General features: G+C 36.8%; 16 protein-coding genes and 2 pseudogenes. 5 read left to right on the top strand and 13 right to left on the bottom strand.

What is annotated here, in order from left to right; translation table 11 throughout:
• Positions 1-485 precede the first annotated feature (485 nt).
• Positions 486-1,442, bottom strand: a complete 957-nt coding sequence (locus NEOC84_RS02705) for a hypothetical protein (protein WP_166155064.1) — start codon at positions 1,440-1,442, stop codon at positions 486-488.
• Positions 1,443-1,766: 324 nt separating this feature from the next.
• Between NEOC84_RS02705 and NEOC84_RS02700 the strand changes: the two genes are divergently transcribed.
• Entirely contained in the window at positions 1,767-2,681 is a 915-nt protein-coding gene (locus tag NEOC84_RS02700) for an enoyl-[acyl-carrier-protein] reductase (RefSeq protein WP_166155062.1), read from the top strand.
• A 134-nt stretch (positions 2,682-2,815) separates the two neighbouring features.
• On the opposite strand, the gene NEOC84_RS02695 is transcribed toward NEOC84_RS02700, so the two are convergent.
• From NEOC84_RS02695 to mutS, 7 genes are all read right to left on the bottom strand, one after another.
• The gene (locus NEOC84_RS02695) at positions 2,816-3,682 is read right to left on the bottom strand and encodes a hypothetical protein (RefSeq protein ID WP_166155060.1); all 867 of its coding nucleotides are present in this window, start codon (positions 3,680-3,682) and stop codon (positions 2,816-2,818) included.
• An 8-nt stretch (positions 3,683-3,690) separates the two neighbouring features.
• Positions 3,691-5,184 (bottom strand): hypothetical protein, encoded by a 1,494-nt coding sequence (locus NEOC84_RS02690; RefSeq protein ID WP_166155058.1) that lies wholly within the window; start codon positions 5,182-5,184, stop codon positions 3,691-3,693.
• A gap of 2 nt (positions 5,185-5,186) precedes the next feature.
• The gene (locus NEOC84_RS02685; RefSeq protein WP_166155056.1) at positions 5,187-5,900 is read right to left on the bottom strand and encodes an SDR family oxidoreductase; all 714 of its coding nucleotides are present in this window, start codon (positions 5,898-5,900) and stop codon (positions 5,187-5,189) included.
• Entirely contained in the window at positions 5,897-6,262 is a 366-nt protein-coding gene (locus NEOC84_RS02680; protein WP_166155054.1) for a dihydroneopterin aldolase, read from the bottom strand. The genes NEOC84_RS02685 and NEOC84_RS02680 overlap by 4 nt, the downstream gene beginning before the upstream one ends.
• A 1-nt stretch (position 6,263) precedes the next feature.
• A complete protein-coding gene (locus NEOC84_RS02675) occupies positions 6,264-6,713 on the bottom strand; it encodes an NUDIX domain-containing protein (RefSeq protein WP_166155052.1) in 450 nt (149 codons plus the stop codon).
• On the bottom strand, positions 6,714-7,559 hold the full coding sequence (locus NEOC84_RS02670; RefSeq protein WP_166155050.1) for an HAD family hydrolase: 846 nt from the start codon (positions 7,557-7,559) through the stop codon (positions 6,714-6,716).
• 772 nt (positions 7,560-8,331) lie between these two features.
• The gene (gene mutS, locus NEOC84_RS02665) at positions 8,332-10,875 is read right to left on the bottom strand and encodes a DNA mismatch repair protein MutS (RefSeq protein ID WP_166155048.1); all 2,544 of its coding nucleotides are present in this window, start codon (positions 10,873-10,875) and stop codon (positions 8,332-8,334) included.
• A gap of 874 nt (positions 10,876-11,749) precedes the next feature.
• Between mutS and NEOC84_RS02660 the strand changes: the two genes are divergently transcribed.
• Positions 11,750-13,198, top strand: a complete 1,449-nt coding sequence (locus NEOC84_RS02660) for a hypothetical protein (protein ID WP_166155046.1) — start codon at positions 11,750-11,752, stop codon at positions 13,196-13,198.
• Positions 13,199-14,139: 941 nt separating this feature from the next.
• Positions 14,140-15,300 carry a hypothetical protein gene (locus tag NEOC84_RS02655; RefSeq protein ID WP_166155044.1) on the top strand — a complete coding sequence of 387 codons (1,161 nt, stop codon included), beginning with the start codon at positions 14,140-14,142 and terminating at the stop codon, positions 15,298-15,300.
• A 111-nt stretch (positions 15,301-15,411) separates the two neighbouring features.
• On the opposite strand, the pseudogene NEOC84_RS02650 reads toward NEOC84_RS02655, so the two are convergent.
• The 3 genes and pseudogenes from NEOC84_RS02650 to NEOC84_RS02640 all read right to left on the bottom strand — a co-directional run bounded on the left by NEOC84_RS02650 (position 15,412) and on the right by NEOC84_RS02640 (position 18,133).
• Positions 15,412-16,472, bottom strand: a pseudogene (locus NEOC84_RS02650) (IS481 family transposase).
• 193 nt (positions 16,473-16,665) lie between these two features.
• Complete coding sequence (locus NEOC84_RS02645; RefSeq protein WP_166155042.1) at positions 16,666-17,526, bottom strand: nucleotidyl transferase AbiEii/AbiGii toxin family protein; 861 nt, start codon at positions 17,524-17,526, stop codon at positions 16,666-16,668.
• Positions 17,519-18,133 carry a type IV toxin-antitoxin system AbiEi family antitoxin domain-containing protein gene (locus tag NEOC84_RS02640; protein WP_166155040.1) on the bottom strand — a complete coding sequence of 205 codons (615 nt, stop codon included), beginning with the start codon at positions 18,131-18,133 and terminating at the stop codon, positions 17,519-17,521. The genes NEOC84_RS02645 and NEOC84_RS02640 overlap by 8 nt, the downstream gene beginning before the upstream one ends.
• Before the next feature lie 382 nt (positions 18,134-18,515).
• On the opposite strand from NEOC84_RS02640, the gene NEOC84_RS02635 reads away from it, so the two are divergent.
• Positions 18,516-20,516 carry a DUF3604 domain-containing protein gene (locus tag NEOC84_RS02635; protein ID WP_166155038.1) on the top strand — a complete coding sequence of 667 codons (2,001 nt, stop codon included), beginning with the start codon at positions 18,516-18,518 and terminating at the stop codon, positions 20,514-20,516.
• A gap of 799 nt (positions 20,517-21,315) precedes the next feature.
• Here the strand turns inward: NEOC84_RS02635 and NEOC84_RS02630 are convergent.
• Positions 21,316-21,582 carry a type II toxin-antitoxin system YafQ family toxin gene (locus NEOC84_RS02630; RefSeq protein WP_166155036.1) on the bottom strand — a complete coding sequence of 89 codons (267 nt, stop codon included), beginning with the start codon at positions 21,580-21,582 and terminating at the stop codon, positions 21,316-21,318.
• Positions 21,575-21,835, bottom strand: coding sequence for a hypothetical protein (locus NEOC84_RS02625; RefSeq protein ID WP_166155034.1), 261 nt, complete (start codon positions 21,833-21,835; stop codon positions 21,575-21,577). The genes NEOC84_RS02630 and NEOC84_RS02625 overlap by 8 nt, the downstream gene beginning before the upstream one ends.
• Before the next feature lie 362 nt (positions 21,836-22,197).
• Between NEOC84_RS02625 and NEOC84_RS10040 the strand changes: the two are divergent.
• Positions 22,198-22,464 (top strand): annotated as a pseudogene (locus NEOC84_RS10040) (DUF6444 domain-containing protein); the annotation flags it as partial.
• Positions 22,465-22,801 lie beyond the last annotated feature (337 nt).

Here is a 22,801-nt window from a genome sequence, read left to right as displayed (position 1 = left end):
GCCTACTAATAAGGTGCTATCATACTCCTTAGTTCTTGCTCTCCTCTTGTATTTTAGGAAATTAAAAAATGGAAGGCTTTTTTTAAGCATTTTTTTAATCTATATACTTTTGATAAAGAATTGCTTATGTGGGCACGGCTTGCTTCTAAAAATTGCAGTTTTGATTATTTATCTTCCTAAAGTAGATATTTCCCCTTAAGCTACAACATTACTTATTTGCTGAGGTGTCCTTTTAGGTAACTTTACCCTTCTTTTCCTCAATACTTTAGGAAACCCCCTATAAATCCATGTTAAAAGCCAGGATATCTAAGGATTTACATAAGGGTTGTTTGGATTAACTAGAGAAGCTCCCCTCTCCCCTTTTTTAACCATGGTAGGGAAGATTTTTGTTAAAATAAAGACAGCTAACCTTATCCCTTCAGACTTACAATCCAATTTTTTTTCATTTCTTAATTTATTTGTAAGAAACTAGCTCCTTGGAGCTCCTAAGCCTCAACTGACCAGGCGTGGGGATTTTTTAACCGCGGAATAAGCTGATGCATTTCTGGGCCAATGATCTCAAGTAAATGTTTATCTAAATAGATCTTTAGTTCGGGATGATGCTTAGCAAGCCATAAACGAAACTTAAAAGTCTTACTAAAAAGTTCTTGTTTATATACAGTTGGATCAGAAATATTAAGATTAACTACAAACTGTCCAACATCTATGTGAAAAGGGGTAGTACCAATCGCTCCTGTGTTTTGCATTAAAGCATGATCATTATCGGCATATCCTCGCTGATATTCTGATAATATCATTTTAAGAAGGTTGTCGATAAGCTTTTTTGCCTCATCCATTTGATTATTTGTAACAAACTTATTAATGGTCGAGCACAGCATAGTGGCTCGCTTTTGCAGCAAAAATTCCATTTCATCCATGTTAAGCTGATGAGCAAAACCTAATTTATCGTAAATAGTAAGGGACTTCTTTAAGTCGCGACTTTTATTAAGATGCACATACACTAAACCTGTCTCTGGCTTTAGATGTTCATAAGCTATTTTCCAGCTTGTGAATAGCATATTAAGTTTATTATGTTTTTTTTCTATTTTTGCTAGCCTATAGCGATTGACAAAGGGAATAGAAGCAAAATAATCTAGCCAGGCTTGAGGCCGAAAGCGCTGATACTTGATAAATTTTAAAACATATAAACCATCTTCACTAGCAAACACATAGGATTGGCATCCTTTTCCTAAATATCTAAATTTTTGAGAAAGAATTTGATGTAAATCTTCCTTTTCTGAAGAAGATAAGGTAGGCGTGACCCATTTTTCATTATAAGGCAAGTCTGAGCTGATATTACCTATCGTAAAGCCTCCTGTCAAAGCATAATAAAGACGGCCTGCACTATAAGCGCATATAATAGCTAGACTAAGAAGAATAAAAATTTTTAAATATTTTTTCATAAGAAGTGTTAGACTGTGTTGAAATTTGCAAGCTGGGGTTTTAAAGTAAAAAGATTATATTTTTTGTTCTCATTCATGCGCAAGCTATTTGTCAGTAAAAATTAAGAGAGATCTTTAGTAGCATTTATTTAGAGTCTTTTTATTCATCTAAGTAGCCAAGCGATAAGAAATGCATTGCGTGGGTAAGTGTAGGTTTTTAAGCTGAAGGTATGCTGGGATTAACTTTTATTATCTTAAAATGCGCAGCCGAAGCTTACGGGCAGACATCCCTTTACAAGATCCCTATAATTCTCTATTCTATCGTTCTTTAACTGTGAGGTATATATGCTAAAAATTGATCTTAGAGGAAAAAAAGCTTTTATTGCCGGCATAGGCGATGATCAAGGGTACGGATGGGCTATTGCTAAATCCCTTGCGGAAGCAGGTGCAGAAATATTAATAGGAACATGGACTCCTATGATGAGAATGTTTTGCAATAATTTTGCTAGTGGTAAATTTGATGAATCGCGTGTTCTGTCTGATGGTTCCCTTATGCAAATAGCCAAAATATATTCACTTGATGCCTCTTTTGACTCCATGGATGATGTACCCGAAGAAATTAAAGAAAATAAAAGATACAAAGAAGCTACCGAATACACTATTTCTGATGTGGCTGAATCTATCAGAAAAGATTACGGTAAAATAGATATTTTTGTGCATTCTTTAGCTAACGGGCCTGAAGTTCAAAAAAGCTTGCTTGATACCTCCAGAAAAGGATATTTGGCTGCAATTAGTGCTTCCTCTTATTCTTTCGTAAGTTTACTTGCCCATCTAGGCCCTTTGATTAATGCAGGTGGAGCTACTCTTTCTCTTACTTACATTGCCTCAGAAAAGGCTGTTCCAGGATATGGGGGAGGGATGAGTTCAGCCAAGGCAGCTTTAGAAAGTGATACACGCACCCTAGCTTGGGAAGCGGGGCGTAAATGGAACATTCGTGTAAACACAATTTCGGCCGGTCCTCTTCGCAGCCGTGCTGCCAAGGCGATTGGATTTATAGAGCGCATGATTGATTATAGTGAGGCTAACGCTCCTCTAGCTAAAAATTTACAAGCCACAGAAGTTGGGAATGTGGGAGCTTTCTTACTCTCTCCCTTGGCCTCTGCAATTACAGGCTCTCTTATCTATGTGGACAATGGCTTACATTCAATGGGAGTAGCTGTCGATAGTCCTACTTTATCTGGCGAGCAGGCAACAGTATAGAAAAATTTAACATCAAGGTTGTAAGCAGCTATTATGCAGCCATTCAACCTTGGTGCTAGATGTAACACAATTTCGGCGAATAGGCCTCCTTTACTGCAGGCATGGATGCCCTTTTGAGAACATATAAAAGCTTTTTACAAAGCTTTTAAGCGTAGATAACGCTGAGGAAATAGAAAAAAATCTTCTTTTCTCCAGCGGGGCCGCCGAAAAGGATACTTTTTTTTATACCAAGTAAGGGCTTCTTCCGCCCGCCCTTCCGCTACAGCTTGCATTAAGCTTTTTTCCATTACATCTGGTGAAAAGAAAGTAATTTGAGAATAAAAAGGATCCTCCCACAAGCAGATTGTGTTGCTTCCTATATGAAAGAATGGGTCTATTTTTAAGGATATTTTACTATCAAGAAAGAGACCTGCTAAAGCAGCAGCTTGAGCAGCAAATGAGCAGCATTGATTTCCTATGATTGCATAGTTAGAGTAGGAATAATTTTTTATGAATTTTAAGATCAGATGAAACTGCGGAGCTGTTAAATTTATCTTAGCTGCAAAAGTGGGATAATGGCAGCCAGGACCGTATTGAAAAAAGCCATCTTGCTGGGTCTGCCATAAATAAGCAATCGGGTTTTTCTCTCCCTTTTCAGCTTGAAGAAATACTCCTTCCATATAGCGAGGCTGCATATATCCTAATTCTCCCGAATGGCCTCCCTCTAAGAATACATAGCTGCCCTCTGCTTGGCTGCCCTCCTCTAGGGCTCCCTGCAGATAAATCCAAGCATGCCCAACATCTCCATTTTTTGTACCATCGCTAGGGTGTTTAGCTAAAGTTTTAAAAAAAGACCGAGGACATGAATAGTCTAGATGCCGTGCTTCCACTAGAACAACTAAAAAGTAAGGGCTTATTTGCTCACATGCTTTTCTAGGACAAGCTTGCTCTAAATGACGATAAAAAAGCCGATAACTTTCACTTTGAGGTTTGTATGTACAAGCGCAAAGAAAAACCAGCACTAACAATCTTATTCTGCGCATCGCTTGATTTGTAATCTGGCTTTAAGTTTACATGGGGTCTTACGCCTTAAGGTTCTAATGAATACATTCCAATCATAGGATTGGAAACGATTAATTCCTTTAAGCTGGTTTTGACTCGATCGGTTTCCACGCATCAGATGGCCCATAAATTTCCCTTCTCCATAGCTTTTAATAATCCTTAATGATAAAGCTATCTGGGAGGTATTTAAAATAAATGTTTCGCCTACTTCAAAGGTAGAAGCTAATTGGCCTTCTAAACTCATTTTAGCTGAGGGATCAACATCAAAAAAGAAAGATAGCTCGCGACATTTTTCGCGCTCTTCTAAGTCAGGTAAAGCTGCTAAAGCAAAATCTAGCTCAATTTCATCGTCCTTAGCTTTAAATCCTAGATGTTCCCAATTGCTTTTCTGGCATACAAAAGAATGAACTTTATGCTCGTCCCCCCAAATGATGCTCAATGGATGAAAAGCATTTTCCTCGAACCCTTTAAAAAGAGCTTTTTTATCAATCAAGCTGTAGGCAAAGGTCTTTTCTTGATGGGTAAGCCAGCGGCTTTCTTGCCAAAGGCCTTCAAAAGTGAAAGGTAGACTTTTAACAGGCAAAATTTCTCCCGTAGGACGTATCAGTACAGCCTGCAGATGGTAAGCTGCTTCTTTTAATGCTCGGCTTGAGAATTCTTTACCAAAATAACCTAGATATAGATCATATAAAGTCGGCTGAGGCTCATCCCTAGCTTGATAAAGCTTAAGCCATGGCCCAATATACGATTTTGTAGGCGCATGCCAAGTAGCTGCTAAATGTTGCCAAAAAGCGAGCCATTCTGAGTGTTGAATGTGCGTATAGGCTAGCTGTAAAGCAATGCAAATATCGGCAATATAAGAAGGAATAAACCAAGCTGCCTGCATTTCCATCGAAAGAAGCTGCTGCAAAAGCTGTTCTCCATAGGTTTCGAATGCTGCGTTTTTTAATTCAATACCTACTATCTTCGCAGCAGCGGCAATTTTTAGCCCTATCGAATAGGTGGAAGCTTTCTCGGTATAAGCTTTTAATAGAAAAGATAGCAAATGACTTATCGCTGATTCTAGACGGTACCGAAGGTCAGCTCCTAAAACTGCTTGGAACTCTTTCAATATGTAATAAAACGCGGGTAAAAGGTGAGCCCCTATGAATCTATCCTTACAATAAGGGTACTCATGGATGTACACTGGGAAATTACCTTCTATTGGATCTTGAAAGTAGAGCAAGCGTTCTAAAATATCTTTAGCTTCAGCTACCTGCTCGCCTGTTTTACTCCTTAGCAAAGCTAGGATAAAGCAGACATTTTCAGCAGTAGGAACAGTTTGAGATAGGTTATCTTCGGGTTCAGGATAAAAGTAATGAATAAAGCCAGTTTGCTTACTCTGCCTTTTGCGTCCAGCTGCCAAAGCCATCTCATTAAGCTGGCGTTCTAAAGTGTTATGAATAGGTAAATCATCTTTCATCGTTATAGCCTTGTTCCCCCTGCAATTTCAATGTTTTGTCCGGTGATATAAGAGGCTTGATTAGAGAGTAGGTAGCCTATTAATTGTGCCACCTCATCTCTATGACCTGCCCGCTGCATAGGAATTTTTGTTAGAGGATGAGGCAAATCCATAGATTCTTCTAAATATCCTGGAGAGATCATATTTACTCGCACTTGATCAGCAGCAAGCTCAAGAGCTAGCGATTTAGTTAGCATCAAAAGACCTGACTTGGAAATTGTATAAGCTGTTGCATAAGTATCTGCACGATTTGCATTCAAGCCAGCAACTCCAAGATTGATAATTGATCCTTTCCATTTTTTGATGCTAGGTAAAAGATTTTTTATCAGGCAATAAGGAGCATGTAGATTAGTTTGAAATAGATCATGCCATTGACATATGCTTGTCTTTAAGCTAGAGCCGAGCAGGTAATTTCCCACATTATTAATTAAATTTTTAGTTTCAGCGAAATGCCTTTGGTATTCCTTAATGAAGCGTTGAGTAGACTCAAAGGTAGAAAAATCGCCCTGGATTGCCTGGGCAGGTACCTGGTAATTAGAGCATTTTTCTACAACAAGCTGGGCCTCTTCCTCGCTTGTATTATAATGGACGGCTACAGCATGGCCTTGCTTAGCTAACTCTAAGCAAATCGCTGCCCCTAAATTTTTAGCTCCCCCTGTTACTAATGTCCACTTCATATTGAAAGCCTATTTCCATATTCTAGCTCGACAAATGCGCAAGATGCTAGAGAAATAGCTTTTTCCTTTCTTATCGTCACTTTTACCCAATGAAGAGAGTATTTATCTGCTAGCTTAAGAACAAGCTCGTGAGCTAAAGTTTCTAGCATTTGATAAGCACCTTCTTGGGCAACCTGGCTGCAAAACTCTGCTAAACTTGCATAGCAAACAGCTTTTGATAAGTCATCTGAAAGGGCGATACGCGTAAAATCTATTTCGTAGCATATATCGATTGACAATTCTTGGGGATGCTCACGTTCGTAAGGGTAGACACCAATAATACAAGAGAGACGATAATTTTTAAATCCGACGATTCCTAACATATTAAAAGTTTTGGTAAGGGTGTTGTATATACCATTCAATCAAAGCATATAGCTCTCGATTTAAGCTTAATAGCAAGGCTTCTTTCGGAGAGATCCAAATGTAGCGATCAGCTTCGGCATTAAGAATCACATGCTTTTTAGAAGAATTTGGTGATAAACGTGCGACATAGTCATTCATGACAAAATGATTAGGGTTAATGAATTCAGAAGAATATATAGAATCGTGGACCAAAGCAAAACGCAAATCTTTAATAAATAATCCTGTTTCTTCTAAAACTTCGCGAGTTACCGCTTGCTCTCTGGACTCTCCCAGCTCAACTTTTCCTCCTGGAATGGTAAATCCTACCTTCCATTTAAAAGAGTGCACGAGCAAGATATCACCGTCATCGGCTACAATTAGGGCTCCCACAGTAACAAGAGGATATAGATGAGTGTTTTTCGATATTTTCATTTACTGGGCAAGCGCTTCCTTTAAACCTCTTATGATTCCTAACGATGAAGCAGGCGGAGCAATAATATCTGCTTTGGCTTTAAGCTGCAAAGGAGCATCAGCCATAGCCACTTTAATATGTGCTTGTTCAAACATACTTAGATCATTTAGATCATCGCCAGCAGCAATAACTACCCCTTCATATCCTACTTGATCAATTAGCTGACGAAGGGCGTAGCCCTTATTAGCTTGTGAGTGAGTGGCTTGAACGATATAATAACCCTCACCAAAGGGATCTTTAATAACAGGCGCATGCAATTCTAAGCTTTTTTCCATCCTTTCTGCAACATATTGAGCTGTCTTCTCATCGCCAAAACATTTAACGGCAGGAAATTCATTAAAAGAAACCTCCTTAAAATTTGCTACAGCAATCCACTCTTCATTCAAGCTTTGACGGCGTTTTTCTAAATAGTATTGAAGGTTTTGAGAAAAATGGTTGGGACGGTAATAACATAGGTTGTTTCCTTCTAGGCCCGTATAAACTACCCCATCAGTAAAGGTGCTTTCACAAATTTTTGCCAGGGAATGAAGAATGGAGTGGTCTAAATAGTTTTTAATAATGACTCTGCGCTCCGGCATGGACAGAAGTATAGCTCCATTGTGAGCGGCATAATAATAATTAAAGGGAAGTTCTTTCAATACCTGATAGCCAAACTCAAATGTTCGTCCTGTTACAAAAACAAACATAGCTCCTTGCTGATGTAGGGTTGTCAGATAATGAATCACTAGCGGTGGAATGTTTTGCATTTTTACTGCTAGAGTTCCATCAATATCAAGAGCTATCAAACTACAAAATTTTTTACTCATGCATCCAAGATAACATACGAACTCAATAAAGCTTAACCAGATTTTTACGTTTGGATTTTTCTTTTGGTTAGCCTTTAGCCTTTCTTTAAAAAAGGAACTTTTTTAAGCCCGTTTGCATGGTGCGGTTTTACTTGGGTGGACTTAACTTAGTAGATAGGCTTACACTTCAGAGCTAAACAGTAAACTTTTAAAAATAAATATAAAAATAGCAACCCTGCTCTTTAGTTTATCAAGGCAATCTTTGTAAAAAATTTCTCTTTCTTATCCTTGATAATCTTTTAGTCGAATTTTTTAATTTATTATGATTATGTTAAAGAGAAGAAAAATTTATTTGAATGTTTTTAATAAATGCAAATTAGCATCTATATTATTGTCTATTATTATTAAAAAAAATTATGTAACTTAAATTCTTTGGAGAGGGATAAGAAAATAGACGATTAGATTAAGGCCAAATCATGCGCTTCCAGGAGCGAGAAACGCTCCTGGAATCACTAACTCATAAGAAATTTATTTTTTACTTGTGGAAGTATTTTTATTTTGTTGATGCGATTCTTGTTTCTGCGAGGAAGAATTAGTTTTTGCGTTAGATTGTTGAGATGAATTTTTTTGTTGATGTTGTTTTTTTGTATCCATAAGAGACCTCCTAAGAATTTATTTTTAAGGACATCTTCTTATTCGCATATTACTCGCTAATCTGTCAAATTAAAATTAAAAATATACAAAAACATAGATTTAAAAAATTAATTATCAACAACGTAATTTCTAGTGACGATCATCCAAAAAAAGTCATTTGGCTTTCATTAAACCTATTTTTCTTTGCCGGCAGCTGCCTTTTAGGTTTGGAAGGTTCAAAAACGCTTTTTTGATTAGCATTTTCTTCTAAATGCGCTAAAATCTCTTTAGCTCTTCCAATAACTTGTAAAGGAAGGCCTGCTAGACGGCCTACATGAATTCCATAACTTTTATCTGTACTTCCTCGCACGATTTTGCGGAGGAAAACAATGACATCCTCGGCTTCATGCACGGCTACGTGATAATTGACTGCTCCAGGTACTCGTTCTTCTAATTTTGTTAGCTCCCAATAATGTGTTGCAAATAGAGTTTTAGCTTGGCTGCCTTCCGTTGTTAATAAATATTCAGCTACTGACCAAGCGATTGAAATTCCATCATAGGTACTTGTCCCCCTTCCAATCTCGTCTAAAATGACCAAAGATCTGGCAGTAGCATTATTTAAAATATTTGCTGTTTCAGTCATTTCAACCATAAAAGTGGATTGGCCACGGGAAAGGTCATCGCTAGCTCCTATGCGTGTAAACACTTTATCGACGATACCAATATGAGCGCTTTTAGCCGGAACAAAAGAACCTATTTGCGCCATAATGGTAATCAAAGCTACCTGACGAATATAGGTAGACTTACCAGCCATATTAGGACCTGTAATAAGCAGTAAAAGATTAGCCTCATTATCCATGAGAGTGTCATTAGGGACAAATTTTTCTCCCGTATTAATGGCTTCAATGACAGGATGCCGGCCATTAATGATTTGTAAAATGCTACTATGATCTACGATAGGCCGTGTATAATCATAGAAAAGTGCTACTTCTGCTAATGAACGTAGGGCATCAATTTTGGCTATAGCTTGAGCAATGCTAAAGACTTGCTTTGTATACTTGGTGATTTCTTCACGCAGGGCATTAAATAGCCCTGTTTCGATAGCTAAAATACGTTCTTCGGCATTTAAAACTTTCTGCTCAAATTCCTTGAGCTCTGAGGTGATATAACGTTCCCCATTGACCAAAGTTTGTCTTCGCTGAAAAGTTGTGGGCATACGATCGGATTGGCCTTTGCTCACCTCTATATAATAACCGAACATGCGTGTAAAACCTACTTTTAAGGTTTTAATTCCTGTCTCCTCACGTAAACGCGTTTGATAATTAGCTAACCAAGCTCTACTATCTTGGCGGATGGAACGCAATTCATCCAATTCATTATGATAGCCTTCACGAAATACCTGCCCGTCACTGATTTTTAAAGGGGGCTCATCGACTAAAGCACGGGCGATTAGATCTGTCATTGCGCTCGGATTTTCTAGTTTCTGTTCTTCTTGCTCTAATAAGGTTGAGTAAATAGCTAAACGTTGTAAGGCTTGCTTAAGCTGGGGAAATTCCTCAAAAGAACATTTTAAAGCTACCAAATCTCGAGGTGAGGCATAGCCAGAGCTGATTTTCATCATTAATCTTTCTAAGTCTCTGACTTTCCCTAGCAATTGTTTAACTAGATCAATAGCTGCTTTATTATTAAAAAAAGCTTCTATAGCATCTTGGCGGCGCTTAATTTCTTCTATGGAAAGAAGTGGAAGCTTTATCCAGTTGAGCAACAAACGCGCACCCATAGGAGTGCAAGTCTTATCTAAAATGTTTAAAAGAGTACTTTTTCTAGAGCCATCATATAAGCTGGCTGTAATCTCTAAATTTCTTTGCGTGATACGATCAAGAGACATAAATTGCGAAGTAGAATAGGTGCGAACCTCCTGAATATGCTCGATCGATAAGCACAAATTGTCCTGAAGATAATTTAAAATAGCTCCGGCTGCATTTATGCCGGCTAGCATACCTCTTAAGCCAAAACCATCCAAATTATGAACGCCAAAATGGTTGATTAAAAAGTTATAAGCGGTTTGATGTTCAAAACGCCAGTCTTCCTGGGCTGTTAAAAGAAAATCTTGCGCCTGTCGAAGATTTTTTAATAAGTCTTGATGTTTGGATTGAAATTTGTGGGAGACCAAACATTCGGAAGGACGCAAACGAAAAATTTCATTAAGTAGTTCTTGTTCATTTTCAAACTCTACCACTCTAAATTCGCTAGTGGTCAAATCAATAAAAGAAAGTCCAAAAACTTCTCCTACGCGATGAATAGAAGCAAAAAAATTGTTTGATTTATCGGATAATAAAGTAGAATTAATGACAGTGCCAGGGGTGACAACTCTAACGATTTCCCTTTTTACTATTCCTTTAGTGGTTTTAGGATCCCCTATTTGTTCGGCCACAGCTACTCTAAAGCCTTTTGATACTAATCTATCTATATAAGCCTCACTCGTGTGATGAGGGATGCCTGCCATAGGAATCTCGCCTCTTTTAGTAAGCGTAAGATCTAATTCCTTAGCAATTAAAACAGCATCCGCATCAAAGGCTTCATAAAAATCCCCTAGGCGAAAAAGTAAAACAGCTTCCCCTGCTGCTTGCTTGCAAGCTTGCCACTGGCTCATCATAGGTGAAACTTTAAATTCAGAACTTATATCAAAAGAGGAGGTATTCATAATTTATTTAATCTTTTAAATTCAGCGAATGAGATTATTTTGACAAACTGAAATGAGTTATGCAAGGAAAAAGGAGTAAGAGGTGCTGTTTTAAATAGGGAAAGAGATATGGATAGCAGCTCCAATTATTGGCTATACAAAGAGGGCTTATTTTTCTAAAGGATTTAAAATATAGTTTTTCACTCAAAAAAAAGAAAATTAGAGATGTTTTAGGCTGAGGATAAAACTTAAAAAAGTGTTAGCGAACTGTGCCTGCTTCAAATAAACATAAGATCTTTTTTTCCAGCTCATTAAAATCATCCTACGGAAGGCAAAGACCCCAGAAAACCCATTGAGTAGAGGACGAAATAATAATTTCTTTGCTCCTCCTATCAATACTTCCTAAGGTTTATAAATAAAGCTAAGCATATGGAAAGCTTTATAAGCTTGGCCCTCCTACCATGAATGCTATATAAGTTGTAAATTTATTTTTTAAATAATAAGCATGGTTCTTAAGAATGGATTAGGTTAGGAGAATACAAACAATTTTTTTAGCTATGTATAGCTTCGATAACTAATTTTAAGCAAGATCTAAGCTAATTAGATTAATTATTTTTTCCATAAAATCTAGTAAAAAAAATTAGCTAAACAAGTAAATTTCCTTGCTCTACGCCCTGTAAAAAGAAATAGATTAATTTAATGAGCTTTGTTATGCTTCCGTCTAAGAAAGCATCTATGTATTTAAAGCCTAGTTTTTTTGGAAGAAAAAATCAAAAGACGAGGATTAGATAAAGTAGAGAAATTTTTTCTCTTTTTTCTCTTAAAATGTTTGAGAAAATAATCTACACCATTAGCCGAAAATTAAAGCTTAAATTTAGCGTGAGTATTTGAAACAATGCAAGCAAGCACATTTTACCACTTTTCTCCGGTAGTCCCTGTTTCCTTTTTGGAAAAAATTAATATTTACTACCAGGCTGAAGAAGCTTTTAAAAACTTTTTCAATCCATTAAATCGAGGACTTAATCTAGAGATTGTAAAAAAATTATTCGAAGAAATTGTGCGAGATTTATCTTACCCTCCTGAAGTCATCCTTCAATCTAAGTTAAATTTAATATTGATGGGTATGCTAAGAAATGAACTGAACGACCTCATGTTGGTGGAGGAAATTATTGACCAGCTCTGTCCTGAACAAGCGATATTATTAATTTTTTGCTTAGCCGAATCTTTATATTCGGCTAAAAGTGAAGATGATAGCAGGACAACTTCTCTCTTAAAATTATATTATAAACTTCAAAGCTATCCTCAATGCCCTCCTTATCTAGCTAGTGTAGCAGCCTTTCATGCAGGCAAAATTTGGGCAGTAGGCGATAATAACAAAATAGAGAAAAATTCATTGCGAGCTAATGAATGTTATGACAAAGCTATTAAGTATTTATCGACTGATTTAGAGGTTTATCAGGTTAACGGCCGTACACCTTTAGAGCTCTACTACAGCTCCCTGCCAACTTATGAAATAAATCATCTACTCTCTCGCATATATATCGACAAAGCTTATATTTATTCTAAAGAGTCTAAAAATTGGCCCGCCTGCCTGTTAACAGCAGCAATCATTTATAATGAGATAATAGAAAATTCTCTCGATCGGACAAGTGTAGAAATGGCAAGATTGTCTTTAAAAAAAATGTATGAGCAGCAGGTATTAGTTCCTAGATTGCTTGTCTATACTCAAAAAGAGCTGGCTAATTTAATTAAAATCATTAGAACTTATCAGGAAACTATAAGAAATTCTTCCTCCTTTTTAATGGATTCCCCGCGAACTTGGCTTGACTCATTTGGTACCATCCCACAATTTTTAACCTTCCTGTTAGAGCCTTTAGACAAAAAAACATTAGGCTATGCAAACTCTATAATTATAAATCTAGTAGACGAAGGATATAATTTGCATGAGCAAATAGAAACTAATTTGTCCCAAGAGAAAAAGAATAAAATAGCAAGTATTGTAGGAATAGCTTGCCTCACTTCTGCAAGAGAAGAGGCAGCAGGAAAGTCTGAACTAGTTTATAGACGCTTACAACATATTAGCCCTAAGGCTGATTGTTATTTCGATGCTTTACATGATTTAATAGTAAAAAAATATTACGAAGTAGCTAAACAAACATCTTCTAAATTAGCTGCTTATGAATCAATTAGAGAGCATATTTTAGATGCCATTGAAAATCTAAATGATGCTACTCTCTCTCCCCTATCTCCTCAGTTATTACTAATTAACACCGCTTTAAAGCTTGCTCAAAAATGGGAAATAGAAGCTGAAGCTGAAAAGCTGCTTCTAGATGCTAAATTATAGCTTCTAATCTCTCTTAAAAAGTGTAGGCATTCGAAGAACATAAGGTGAAGGAATGGTATGCAAGCGTAAAGGCCTTCACTTTTCTCTATCTTACCTGCTTTTTTAAATATTTTAACCTTTTTAGCAGTAAAATGACTTGAATGGTATCTGATGAGTCTGAGGGAACCTACGGCTGGAAACCTAAATGGACACCTTAATATTAATAATTAAATTAACAAGTTGATAATCTATCGATTCATTAATACTGGTTCTTGCCTAGGTCTATAGGAAAGTCTATGGCTATGCTTACCTGAATTAATAATTACATTTTCATCTAGCCATTTTCAATAGTGAATAATCTTAGCATTTCTTTTTATATCAAGCTATTTTAAGAAGTACCAAAAGAGTAGTTACTGCTTCTAAGAAGATAGAACGGGTTGAGGCTTACCTATTTCTAAGCTCCTTCTGCGCTAGGCTAGTCTACTTGCTTGTCAGTGGCTGCCAGGAAAAATGGCATTTAGGTTGGCGTCTTTCTAGCTTCTCTTCTTATTGCGATTAACCAGCTAAGGAGGAGTGTTATTCTAATCGCTTCGATTGCGTGGACCTTTTAAAGGAAGCTATCTTTTGTAGCCAATCGTAGCGCCATGATGGGGTTGAGTTGGGAAGAAAATAGAGATTATAAAAGAAAAGGCTAGTCAATTGGTTCTAAAAGCATCTTGCATGCAAGGCTGAAAGCCTTCTTGCCTGATGGTTTATCAAAAAATTACGAAAAAACGCCTATCCCTTTTTCCAATATTCATAGCTTTAAGGCTTCTCCGCTTGCTGAAAGAAGGCAGCTAGGTATTCATATTTTCTTCTTGAGTCACTTATTTTTTGCTTTTAAAAAACTTATAAATATATAGTCGTGAATGAAACAAAACAGAAAATAGACTAAGTAACTCACTATTAATAAGATGGTAACCATGGTATTCTTTACAAAGCCCAAATCTTCTTTTGCCTTTCTTATGTTATTTGTACCTCTTTTTCATTGCGTAGCGCTTTTTGCTGAAGTCTCCACTGCTATTGAGGATACAAAAGATCAAACTATTCAAGCGATTGCTTCTTTACTCTTTTATATGAAAGAAAATATTGAATCTACCAGTCAAGAAGATTCCTCCGATTTTCCTCTTAAATTTGAGCCTGCGGAGATTGAGTTCTTATGGACACGAGCCGTAGCTTTCTATCCTGCTCTCTTTCCTCTAAAAGAAGCCTATGAGAAAGCTCATTATATAAATGATAAAGATATGTTAAAAAGATGCGAGAAAGAAGTGCATTCAATATGGTTAAGTTTGAATGATGAACATCAGCTCTTCTCAGAGCCATTGAATAAGACTTTGGCAGAGCGAACCTATAGCTGCAAAAATATTGTAGATAATCCTCTGATAAACAATAGAATTAAAAAAGAGCTGGCTCCCCATCTATTACCCGTTAACTCAAAAATTACCGCCATTGCAGATCAAATCTTCCAAGCAGCAAGGGTTACCTTTAATTCGCAAACATTAGTGGAAGCAGGTTTCAACATACTTTACAAGCAACCTAGAAGTTTTATCATTGTAGCTAAACATCCTAGTTTACCCGATTATTTGATTAAGCTTTATTTTGATACTGAACTTCGCATTAAACGTAATGTTCCTGGTTGGAAATGGTTTGCCCGACGTTGTGCAGGCGCTAATTTAGTAAGAAAAGTAATAAAGAAAAAAAATATTCAACATTTTACTGTTCCCCAGAAATATATTTACGTATTGCCCTCTTTCCATGCACCTGCTAAAGCGGCCGGAGTAGACCCAAAAGTGGCCATATTGATCGTACAAGACATGCAGCTTGTTCCTAAAGAACAAAATTATTTAGCATGGAGAAGTAAGGTAACGCCTGAGATACTCAATGAACTCTATATTATTATCAGTCGCGCCAATGGATCAAGCTATAGACCTGATAATATTCCCTATACTTTCTCAGGAAAATTTGCTTTTATTGACACTGAGTATCCTTTTAGAGATCCTGATTTCAAAAGCATACGCCCCTACTTATCTCCGGAAATGTGCCAATATTGGGATCAGCTCGTCAAGCAAGGTGGCCCTCTATAAAAAAGCAAGGTGTTAATGTAAAGTGGCACAATCTTTATAAAACATCTGTTAGCAAGTTTTCAATTGAATTGCCATAAATGGTACTGAATTGACAAACATGGGTTACCTGGGTTACCTGGCAGATACTCTTTCTGTCAGTTGTAACTTATCTAGCATTTTTTCTGGCACAAGATGTTTGGCATCTAAGGATGTTTGTAAAGGCGTCTTACCAAAACAATACTTTCTTGTATGTTTTCTCTCGCTATTATATTCATTCATCCATTTATCCCCATCCTCTTGTAATTCTTCAACATTATTAAACACTTTCTTCCTAAAAGCTATGGCATAAAATTCGTTCTGGATGGTCTGATGAAACCTTGCGCAGATTCCATTGGTTTAAAGGGTATCGAGCTTTCGTGCATAAGTGGTCAATATCTTCGATGGCCAGATAAAGTTCATCCTCATACTGCTCTCTTGGATCACAGTACTCTGTCATGATCGGTTAACACTCTCAAAATTCGAGCATCCTGCCTTTCAAATCAAGGAGTGACTCGGATCATTTAAGCATATCCGCTGCTAACCACGCATTTTTCCTATCATATAATTTGATGAAGGCTATCTTAGAATAAGTATCGATCATGGTCTGTTGATAAATGCTTCTAAACGCTTTTAATAGTGCCTACATAATAGGTATCTTGGGAGAATAGATAACCTGGATGGTCAGTTTCAATTTCGCCATGCGCTTCTTTTTCTTCCTTGGCTTTTTCAAAAGCCTTTATTTGGTCCTCTGTTAATATCATTTCTTCTTAAACCCATCTTAACTACCATGCTTTGAGGCGTTTTGGAAAGTTTTAAAGATTATATCTTAAGCCAAACAGAACGCACACCTCCTGGCGAAATGAAAATTCCTTGTTTCTTCAAGCTCGTTACATACTCTTAACTGTCCATAAGCAGGCTTTTGAAGAGCAAAATCAACCACAGCTTTTTCGATAGACTCGTCCAATCTATTTATTATGCAGGACTTTTTGCGGGCCATCTCCTGAAGAGCTGCCTCTCCACCAGTTTCGTAAAGCTCTTTAAATCTATAAAAGCTATCTATAGGATATCCCATCATCTTACACGCCTTAAGATACATTTCCTAATGTTTCAGCAAACTTTAACACTCCTGACTTGGTTTTTGATAACTTTTTGATGAATGGCTAGATTTGACAGTTTGATACTCCTTGTGGGTCTTGGAGCCGCTCACTTAAACTTTAGCCCTACCATTTTCGATAAGCAACAGAGCTTCAAGCTTCGCGGCTTTTAAATCTCGTTTCCTTTATTTTCATCACCACTGTCAGTTTAAGTCCTGTCTATTACAATTAAGAATAGATTTATGAAGATTGATTAATTTTCAAAAAAATTATTTAAGTAAATTGACAGCTCCAAAATGACATCCTCAAATTTAACTTGCTGTTTACCCATGGTAGAAAGAAAATTATTCCAACGTTGCTGAGTTTCCTTGGTGTCATAAAATGCCCGTGTAAATGCTATTGGGCGCTGCAAAGGAGTCTCGCGGTTCGCAAACACTTCGCGAATGGCAACATTTAACTTTTCGGGTTTAATTTCATGATGCCTTAAGATAGTCCAGAGATCGTAAAAATCTTTCATCCGAGTATTCACAAGAGCAAGTTTTACAATTGATTCTAGTTTTTCAGCTATAACAGTTTCTAAAGTATAGCCTAGCAAGACTGGTTTTGGCATTCCGAGAAGCGTGGGATATTGAATCCGCTGAGGTTTCGGGATAATGAGATCATTAAATCCAATGTCAATAAGAACAGGCATTTTTGTCGTGAATAACTTTGCCGAGAAACTACTACTTACCCCGTTATAATCCCCACCAGTTTGTGTATTGCGAAGAATGAGTTTTTGCGTGTCAAAAGAGATCCCATCTTCCTCGCAGCCCATTTCTGAAACTTCTGTAATGATGCGTTGTAAATTATCAATCTGGTTAGATGTTTTAGCAAGTAGGTCGATATCCATAGTGGCGCGATGATCCGTTGAATCCCAGACTTTTAGCATGAGGCCACCTTTAAGAAAAAATTTCTCTGCATAGGGGCTAAGGCTAAGGCGGTATAAAAATCGTTCCATAGCATAGTAACGAAGAATTTCATCAAATGGCCGATTTCTTTGCTCTGATAGATTCTTTAATCGTTGGCGTATCGATTCGCCAAGATTCTTTCTAGGTTTTTCAACAGCTTTATCCACTGACAATCGTCTCCATAATTGGCTTTAGAATCTTCTTAACACGAAATAATTTAGCATATTCAAAGAGTTTATCTAAATTTGTCTTTCTGCTGTGCCAATACATCTTTAGCGCCTCAAGAACGACATCCATGCCGATTTTGTTGCGAAATTTCACACAATCAACCAAGGTTTTTTCTATATCAAAAATCTTAAATGTACAACCATCAATCGCGTGTTCTTGAATTCCTGTTTTTAGTAGCTCTTCAGTATACCAAAAATAGCGCATGGGTGGGTAAGAGATGGCAGGCTTATGAGCTTGACTTGGTAAAGCAACGTAAACGAAGTGAGGAATTTGAGTAGTGACCTCATGAAATGCTAGAGCAGAAATAAGACAAATGACCCCCCGTGGAATCTTTTTAGCAACTGGCATAAAGTCCGGCAAGGAAGGGGCAGGCATTTCGACTAATCGATATAAGCCTCTGCTAACAATTTCTAAATCTCCTCTATCTCGAAGAGTATAAAGTTCCCGTCGATGTATACCTATGGCAATAGCTTCCGACATAGTAAGAATTCCTCCTTCCTTCCGAAAGGCTGCAAGCGCTAATTCAAGCTTTGATTTTTTTTTCATGGTACAAAATAGCGGATTTTTTCATTAATATCCGTAATATTGTACCAAAGTGTTTTGGGAGTCAAGAAATTTATGACAAAGAAGGAGAAATTCATAGACAATTTAAATACGTATACGTGCGATTGGCTCATTGATATAAAGTGTTAGTTCTAAAAGTAGGTCTCTTAGTGAGATATATTCATAGCTAAAAATATTCTTTAATATTGATAATTACTTGGAATATAGCCTTCTAACTTTTCTTGGGAGGCGTAAATAGATGTTTTATTAAAAGCAATTTTTTTTAAAAACACTTAAAAAACCCAAGGTGCACATCACCCTTGAAAAAGAAAAAGACATCTCCCATAATGGCATAGTTCTATAGAAATTTAGGGAGTAACATAACATGCGTCGATCTATTTGCTATTGTGAACCGGCCTCTGCTCAAGCAGGAGAGGTTAATAATTGGAAGTTTATTTATACTTCTGCGACCTCTCTTCCTAAAGGTACACGTCTAAAATTTGATATGCTGAGCAACGGTCGAGATATCGATTGGCAAATTCCAAGCTCTAATATCAAAAAGATAACAAATATTATCTATGGAGAGCTTGAAAATGGCAAAATGATTTCAGCAAAGGAAGTGCCTTCAACAGCTCACTTTACCCCTGATTTCGAATTTATTTTACCCAGTGCCTTAGAAGCGGGTAGCAACTTTACTATAGTGATTGGTACCACCGATTTAAAAAAAGCTAATAAGGGGGGCAATCGGGCTCAGACAAATTCTCAGCGTAGGCGACCCTTCCATATTTATATAGATCCAACAGGGCAAGGAAATTATGGTGAACCAGAAGTCTTCTGCTTAGATATAAAAGGAAATACTCTCTGTTCAATTCGTGTCGTAGCTCCTTCTTATGTTACGCGTAATAAACGCTTTGATGTTATTGTGCGCTTTGAAGATCAATATGGAAACTTAACCAGCGACGCGCCTGACGAAACTCTTATAGAGCTTTCCTATGAACACTTACGCGAAAATCTCAACTGGAAATTATTTGTTCCTGAAACGGGTTTTATTGCCCTTCCTAATCTTTACTTTAATGAGCCAGGTATTTACACCATCCGACTTTTAAATACCTATACGCAGCAAGTCTTTCAATCTCCTCCTATTAAATGTTTTGCGGATAATAACAAAAGTGTTTTTTGGGGAATTTTACATGGGGAATCGGAAAGAATTGATTCCACAGAAAATATTGAAAATTGTTTACGTCACTTCCGAGATGATAAAGGGATGAATTTCTTTGGGGCCTCTCCCTTTGAAAGTCAAGAGGAGACATCCAATGAGATGTGGAAGCTCATTAGTCAAAATCTTTTGGAATTTGATGAAAATGATCGTTTTACTACCTTTTTAGGAACCCAGTGGCCTGGTATCCCTGAAGAAGAAGGCATTCGACAAATTGTTTTTACTAAAGACCATAAACAACCTTTACGTAAAAAAGATGCTAAATATAGTACCCTTAAAAAAATTTATAAAAGCTTTTCTCCTAAAGAAATTATCTCTATTCCTACTTTCACGATGGGTAAAGGCTATGAGTATAACTTCAAAAATTTTGAGCCCGACTATGAGAGAGTAGTAGAAATTTACAATGCTTGGGGTTCTTCCGAGTGTCTAAAGAAAGAAGGGAATCTACGACCCATCCAATCGCATGGGAAAGTAGGAGTGCAAGAAAGTGCAGAAGGCTCTATCCAAAAAGCTCTTTTGAATAATTGTCGCTTTGGATTCGTAGCAGGAGGCCTTGACGATCGTGGTATTTATGCACCTTTCTTTGAAGGAGATCAAGTTCAATATTCTCCAGGCTTAACAGCGATTATTGCACCCGAGCATACGCGTGCTTCTTTAGCTGAGGCTCTTTATACACGCTCTTGCTATGCGACTACAGGAGAGAGAATCATTGTGGGGCTGTATATAGCAGGTATGCCAATGGGTAGCGAGATTTCTACTGCTCAAAAACATGGATTACTGATTAATAGGCATATTTCAGGATTTGTTGCCGGTACTACACGCTTAAAATCCGTGGAAATTATACGTAATGGAAAAGTCCTTAAATCTTTTCATCCCGAAAGCTATAGCTTAGATTTTACCTTTGATGATATGACCCCTTTAGAGACCGTTACCGTGGCCAGTAAAGATAAAAAACCTCCCTTTGTTTTTTATTATATTAGAGTAGTGCAAGAAGATGGCCACATGGCTTGGTCTTCTCCTATCTGGGTAGATTATGTGCCTAGTGCACCTAAACGCCCCGTATCTAAAAATGCTAAGCCTGCTATAAAATTAGAATCTCTTCAGATTGCTGAAGAAGAAGAGGATAATGATTTTGATTATGAAGAAGATGATGAGGATGAAGACGAATAAAAAATGAAAGTTTTTATAGTCTAACATTAACCCTAAGAGTTTTTTGTAGCCAGTTCTGCAATAGACTCTTACGTAAAGCTTTTTGAATACTATAGCTTATATAAAATGGTTATATCTAAACATTTAAGCCTCTTTAGACGCTGAAAAACTTAAGAAATTTAGTAAGCCTTAAAAGCTCTACTGCTTTTTTTAATATAAAAGCGTAGAGCATAATTGAGGGTTAGACTATATATCTTCTTAAGGTTTTCTTAAATAGAAACATCTGGCAAACGCCTTAATCAGTAATTCTATCAACCAATAGGCTTTAAAAAAACTAAGTCTGTAGTTTAAAGGGAAAATTTAAGCTTCCTTAGTTGCCTCTCTTACTTAAGGGCATAATATTTCTTAAAGCGTATGGGATTGCACAAGGGACTACTTAGTGGTATTTCGTCTAGCACTTATAATAGCTCGCTCCTCATTCCTAGCATTTATCATGTTGGCAAGACTAGGCATCTGATTAAAAGCATATTTGCACACTAAAACATGCATTTTATACTTTAAAAATTCATTAAAAAGGCTAACTAGCTCTAATCTACCAAATTCATTTATTATGCTCATTTGAAGAGAAATTTTAGAATTTGGGTTCTTCGTAGATTTGCGTGGCTAAAATTTATCTTAAAAAAAATCTATTATTATTTATCCTAAATTTTTCAAGATTTACCAAATCCTAGGCTTTTCTTTTAATAAGTTTAATTTCGTTATTAACCCCCCCTCAGCAAAATCGCTGCTTAAAAATGATTTATTGCTTCCTCAACTCCTTTTAAAAAAGCTCAGAATGAGAGCCAAAGCGAGTTAAAAATAAAATATTATCATTGATTTGATAGATGAGTAAGACATCGTTTTTAACATGACACTCCCTATGATTTATCCAATTACCCCTTAAATGATGATCACGGTGTTTAGAGGGTAGAGAACGTTGTTTCGCTAATATGTCAATAACTTCATGAAGGGCAAGAAGGATATCTTTTTGATATTGATACTTCTTTAAGTCCTTCTTTATAGCTGTGGTAAATTCAATTTCAAGCACGCGGATCTATTCCCATTGCTGCCCAAAATTCTTCTAAGTTTTTGCAATGAGTAAGATTTTTTCTTTTATCTACATCGCACAATGCTTTTCGAGTTTCAGCATTGGGTTGTCCATAAGGAATATTAGGTCTAACAAAGGACATAATAAAATCACTAATAGTCATCCTTTCCTTAGCGGCTAACATCTTAATATAAATTCTTTCGTCTTCAGAAACGTCAATGGTGACCTTTACTCTATGCGAACGAGCAGTCATATAACTCCTATTTAAGGTTGATATCTTTATGATATTAAAGAAAACATTTATAGGCAAGCCTAAAACTAGGAAAGACTAAAACTAGGGGGACATCTCATGTTTTAGAATAGCTCGACCTAATCTACCCTAAAAAGCTTCATCATTACCTCAATTTTAGAAAGAATAAATGTAAATTTATTTTTAGTAGGAAGCTAAAAAAGTGAAAATCTAAGAATTTTTGTTAGTGAGAAGAGAAATTGACTATATATTTACTTAATCACATATTGAATGGTATGCAACCTTCAGACGAGTAGCTATTTACAGAGAATGCAGAGCTAAAAGCTGAAAATGCTCAGCTAAAAGCCATGGTGAATAGATGAGAAAAGGTAATCACCAAGCTTGAAGCGCCCATAGCTCAGTTGGAAAAACAGCTTAATCAAAATTCTAAGAATCGTTCCAAGCCACCATCGACAGGTCAAAATGCTAATCGTTCATCATTACCGAGAGTAGAAAATCGACCTTATCCTCCTGGTGCTAGCCGTCAACTGCTACCTGCTGCTAGTGCAGTTACCTCACATGAAGTGCGTTGCCTAAAAGTTTGTCCAAACTGCCACTCTGTAATGCATGCAACTGATAAGCTTTTTTCATGACAGCAGATCGAGCTTCCTGAAATTAAACCATTGGCGCATTAAATAGATTTAGTAACGAGCAGATGTACATAAAGTAAGTTAATTTATATTTACGCACGCCTTTAATCTTCTTTGCCTTAGCGGCTTGTTGCAAAATTTGTAACATCTTATTAAAGGGGGTGCACCTTACTCCCGGCAAACGTCGAAATCGCTTATCATCTAATTTCTCTACCCTATCAAATTTCAGGTACCTCCTTTAAATATTGAGCCACCGCCATACCCTTTGCCTCTGCTAATCAATAGGTAATTACTCCTTTGCTTGTATATCTATAATTAATCTTTTGCCCTCCTCCTTTTC

This window comes from Neochlamydia sp. AcF84 (assembly GCF_011087585.1).
GTDB lineage: Bacteria > Chlamydiota > Chlamydiia > Chlamydiales > Parachlamydiaceae > Neochlamydia.
This window is presented reverse-complemented; position numbering and strand designations above follow the sequence as displayed.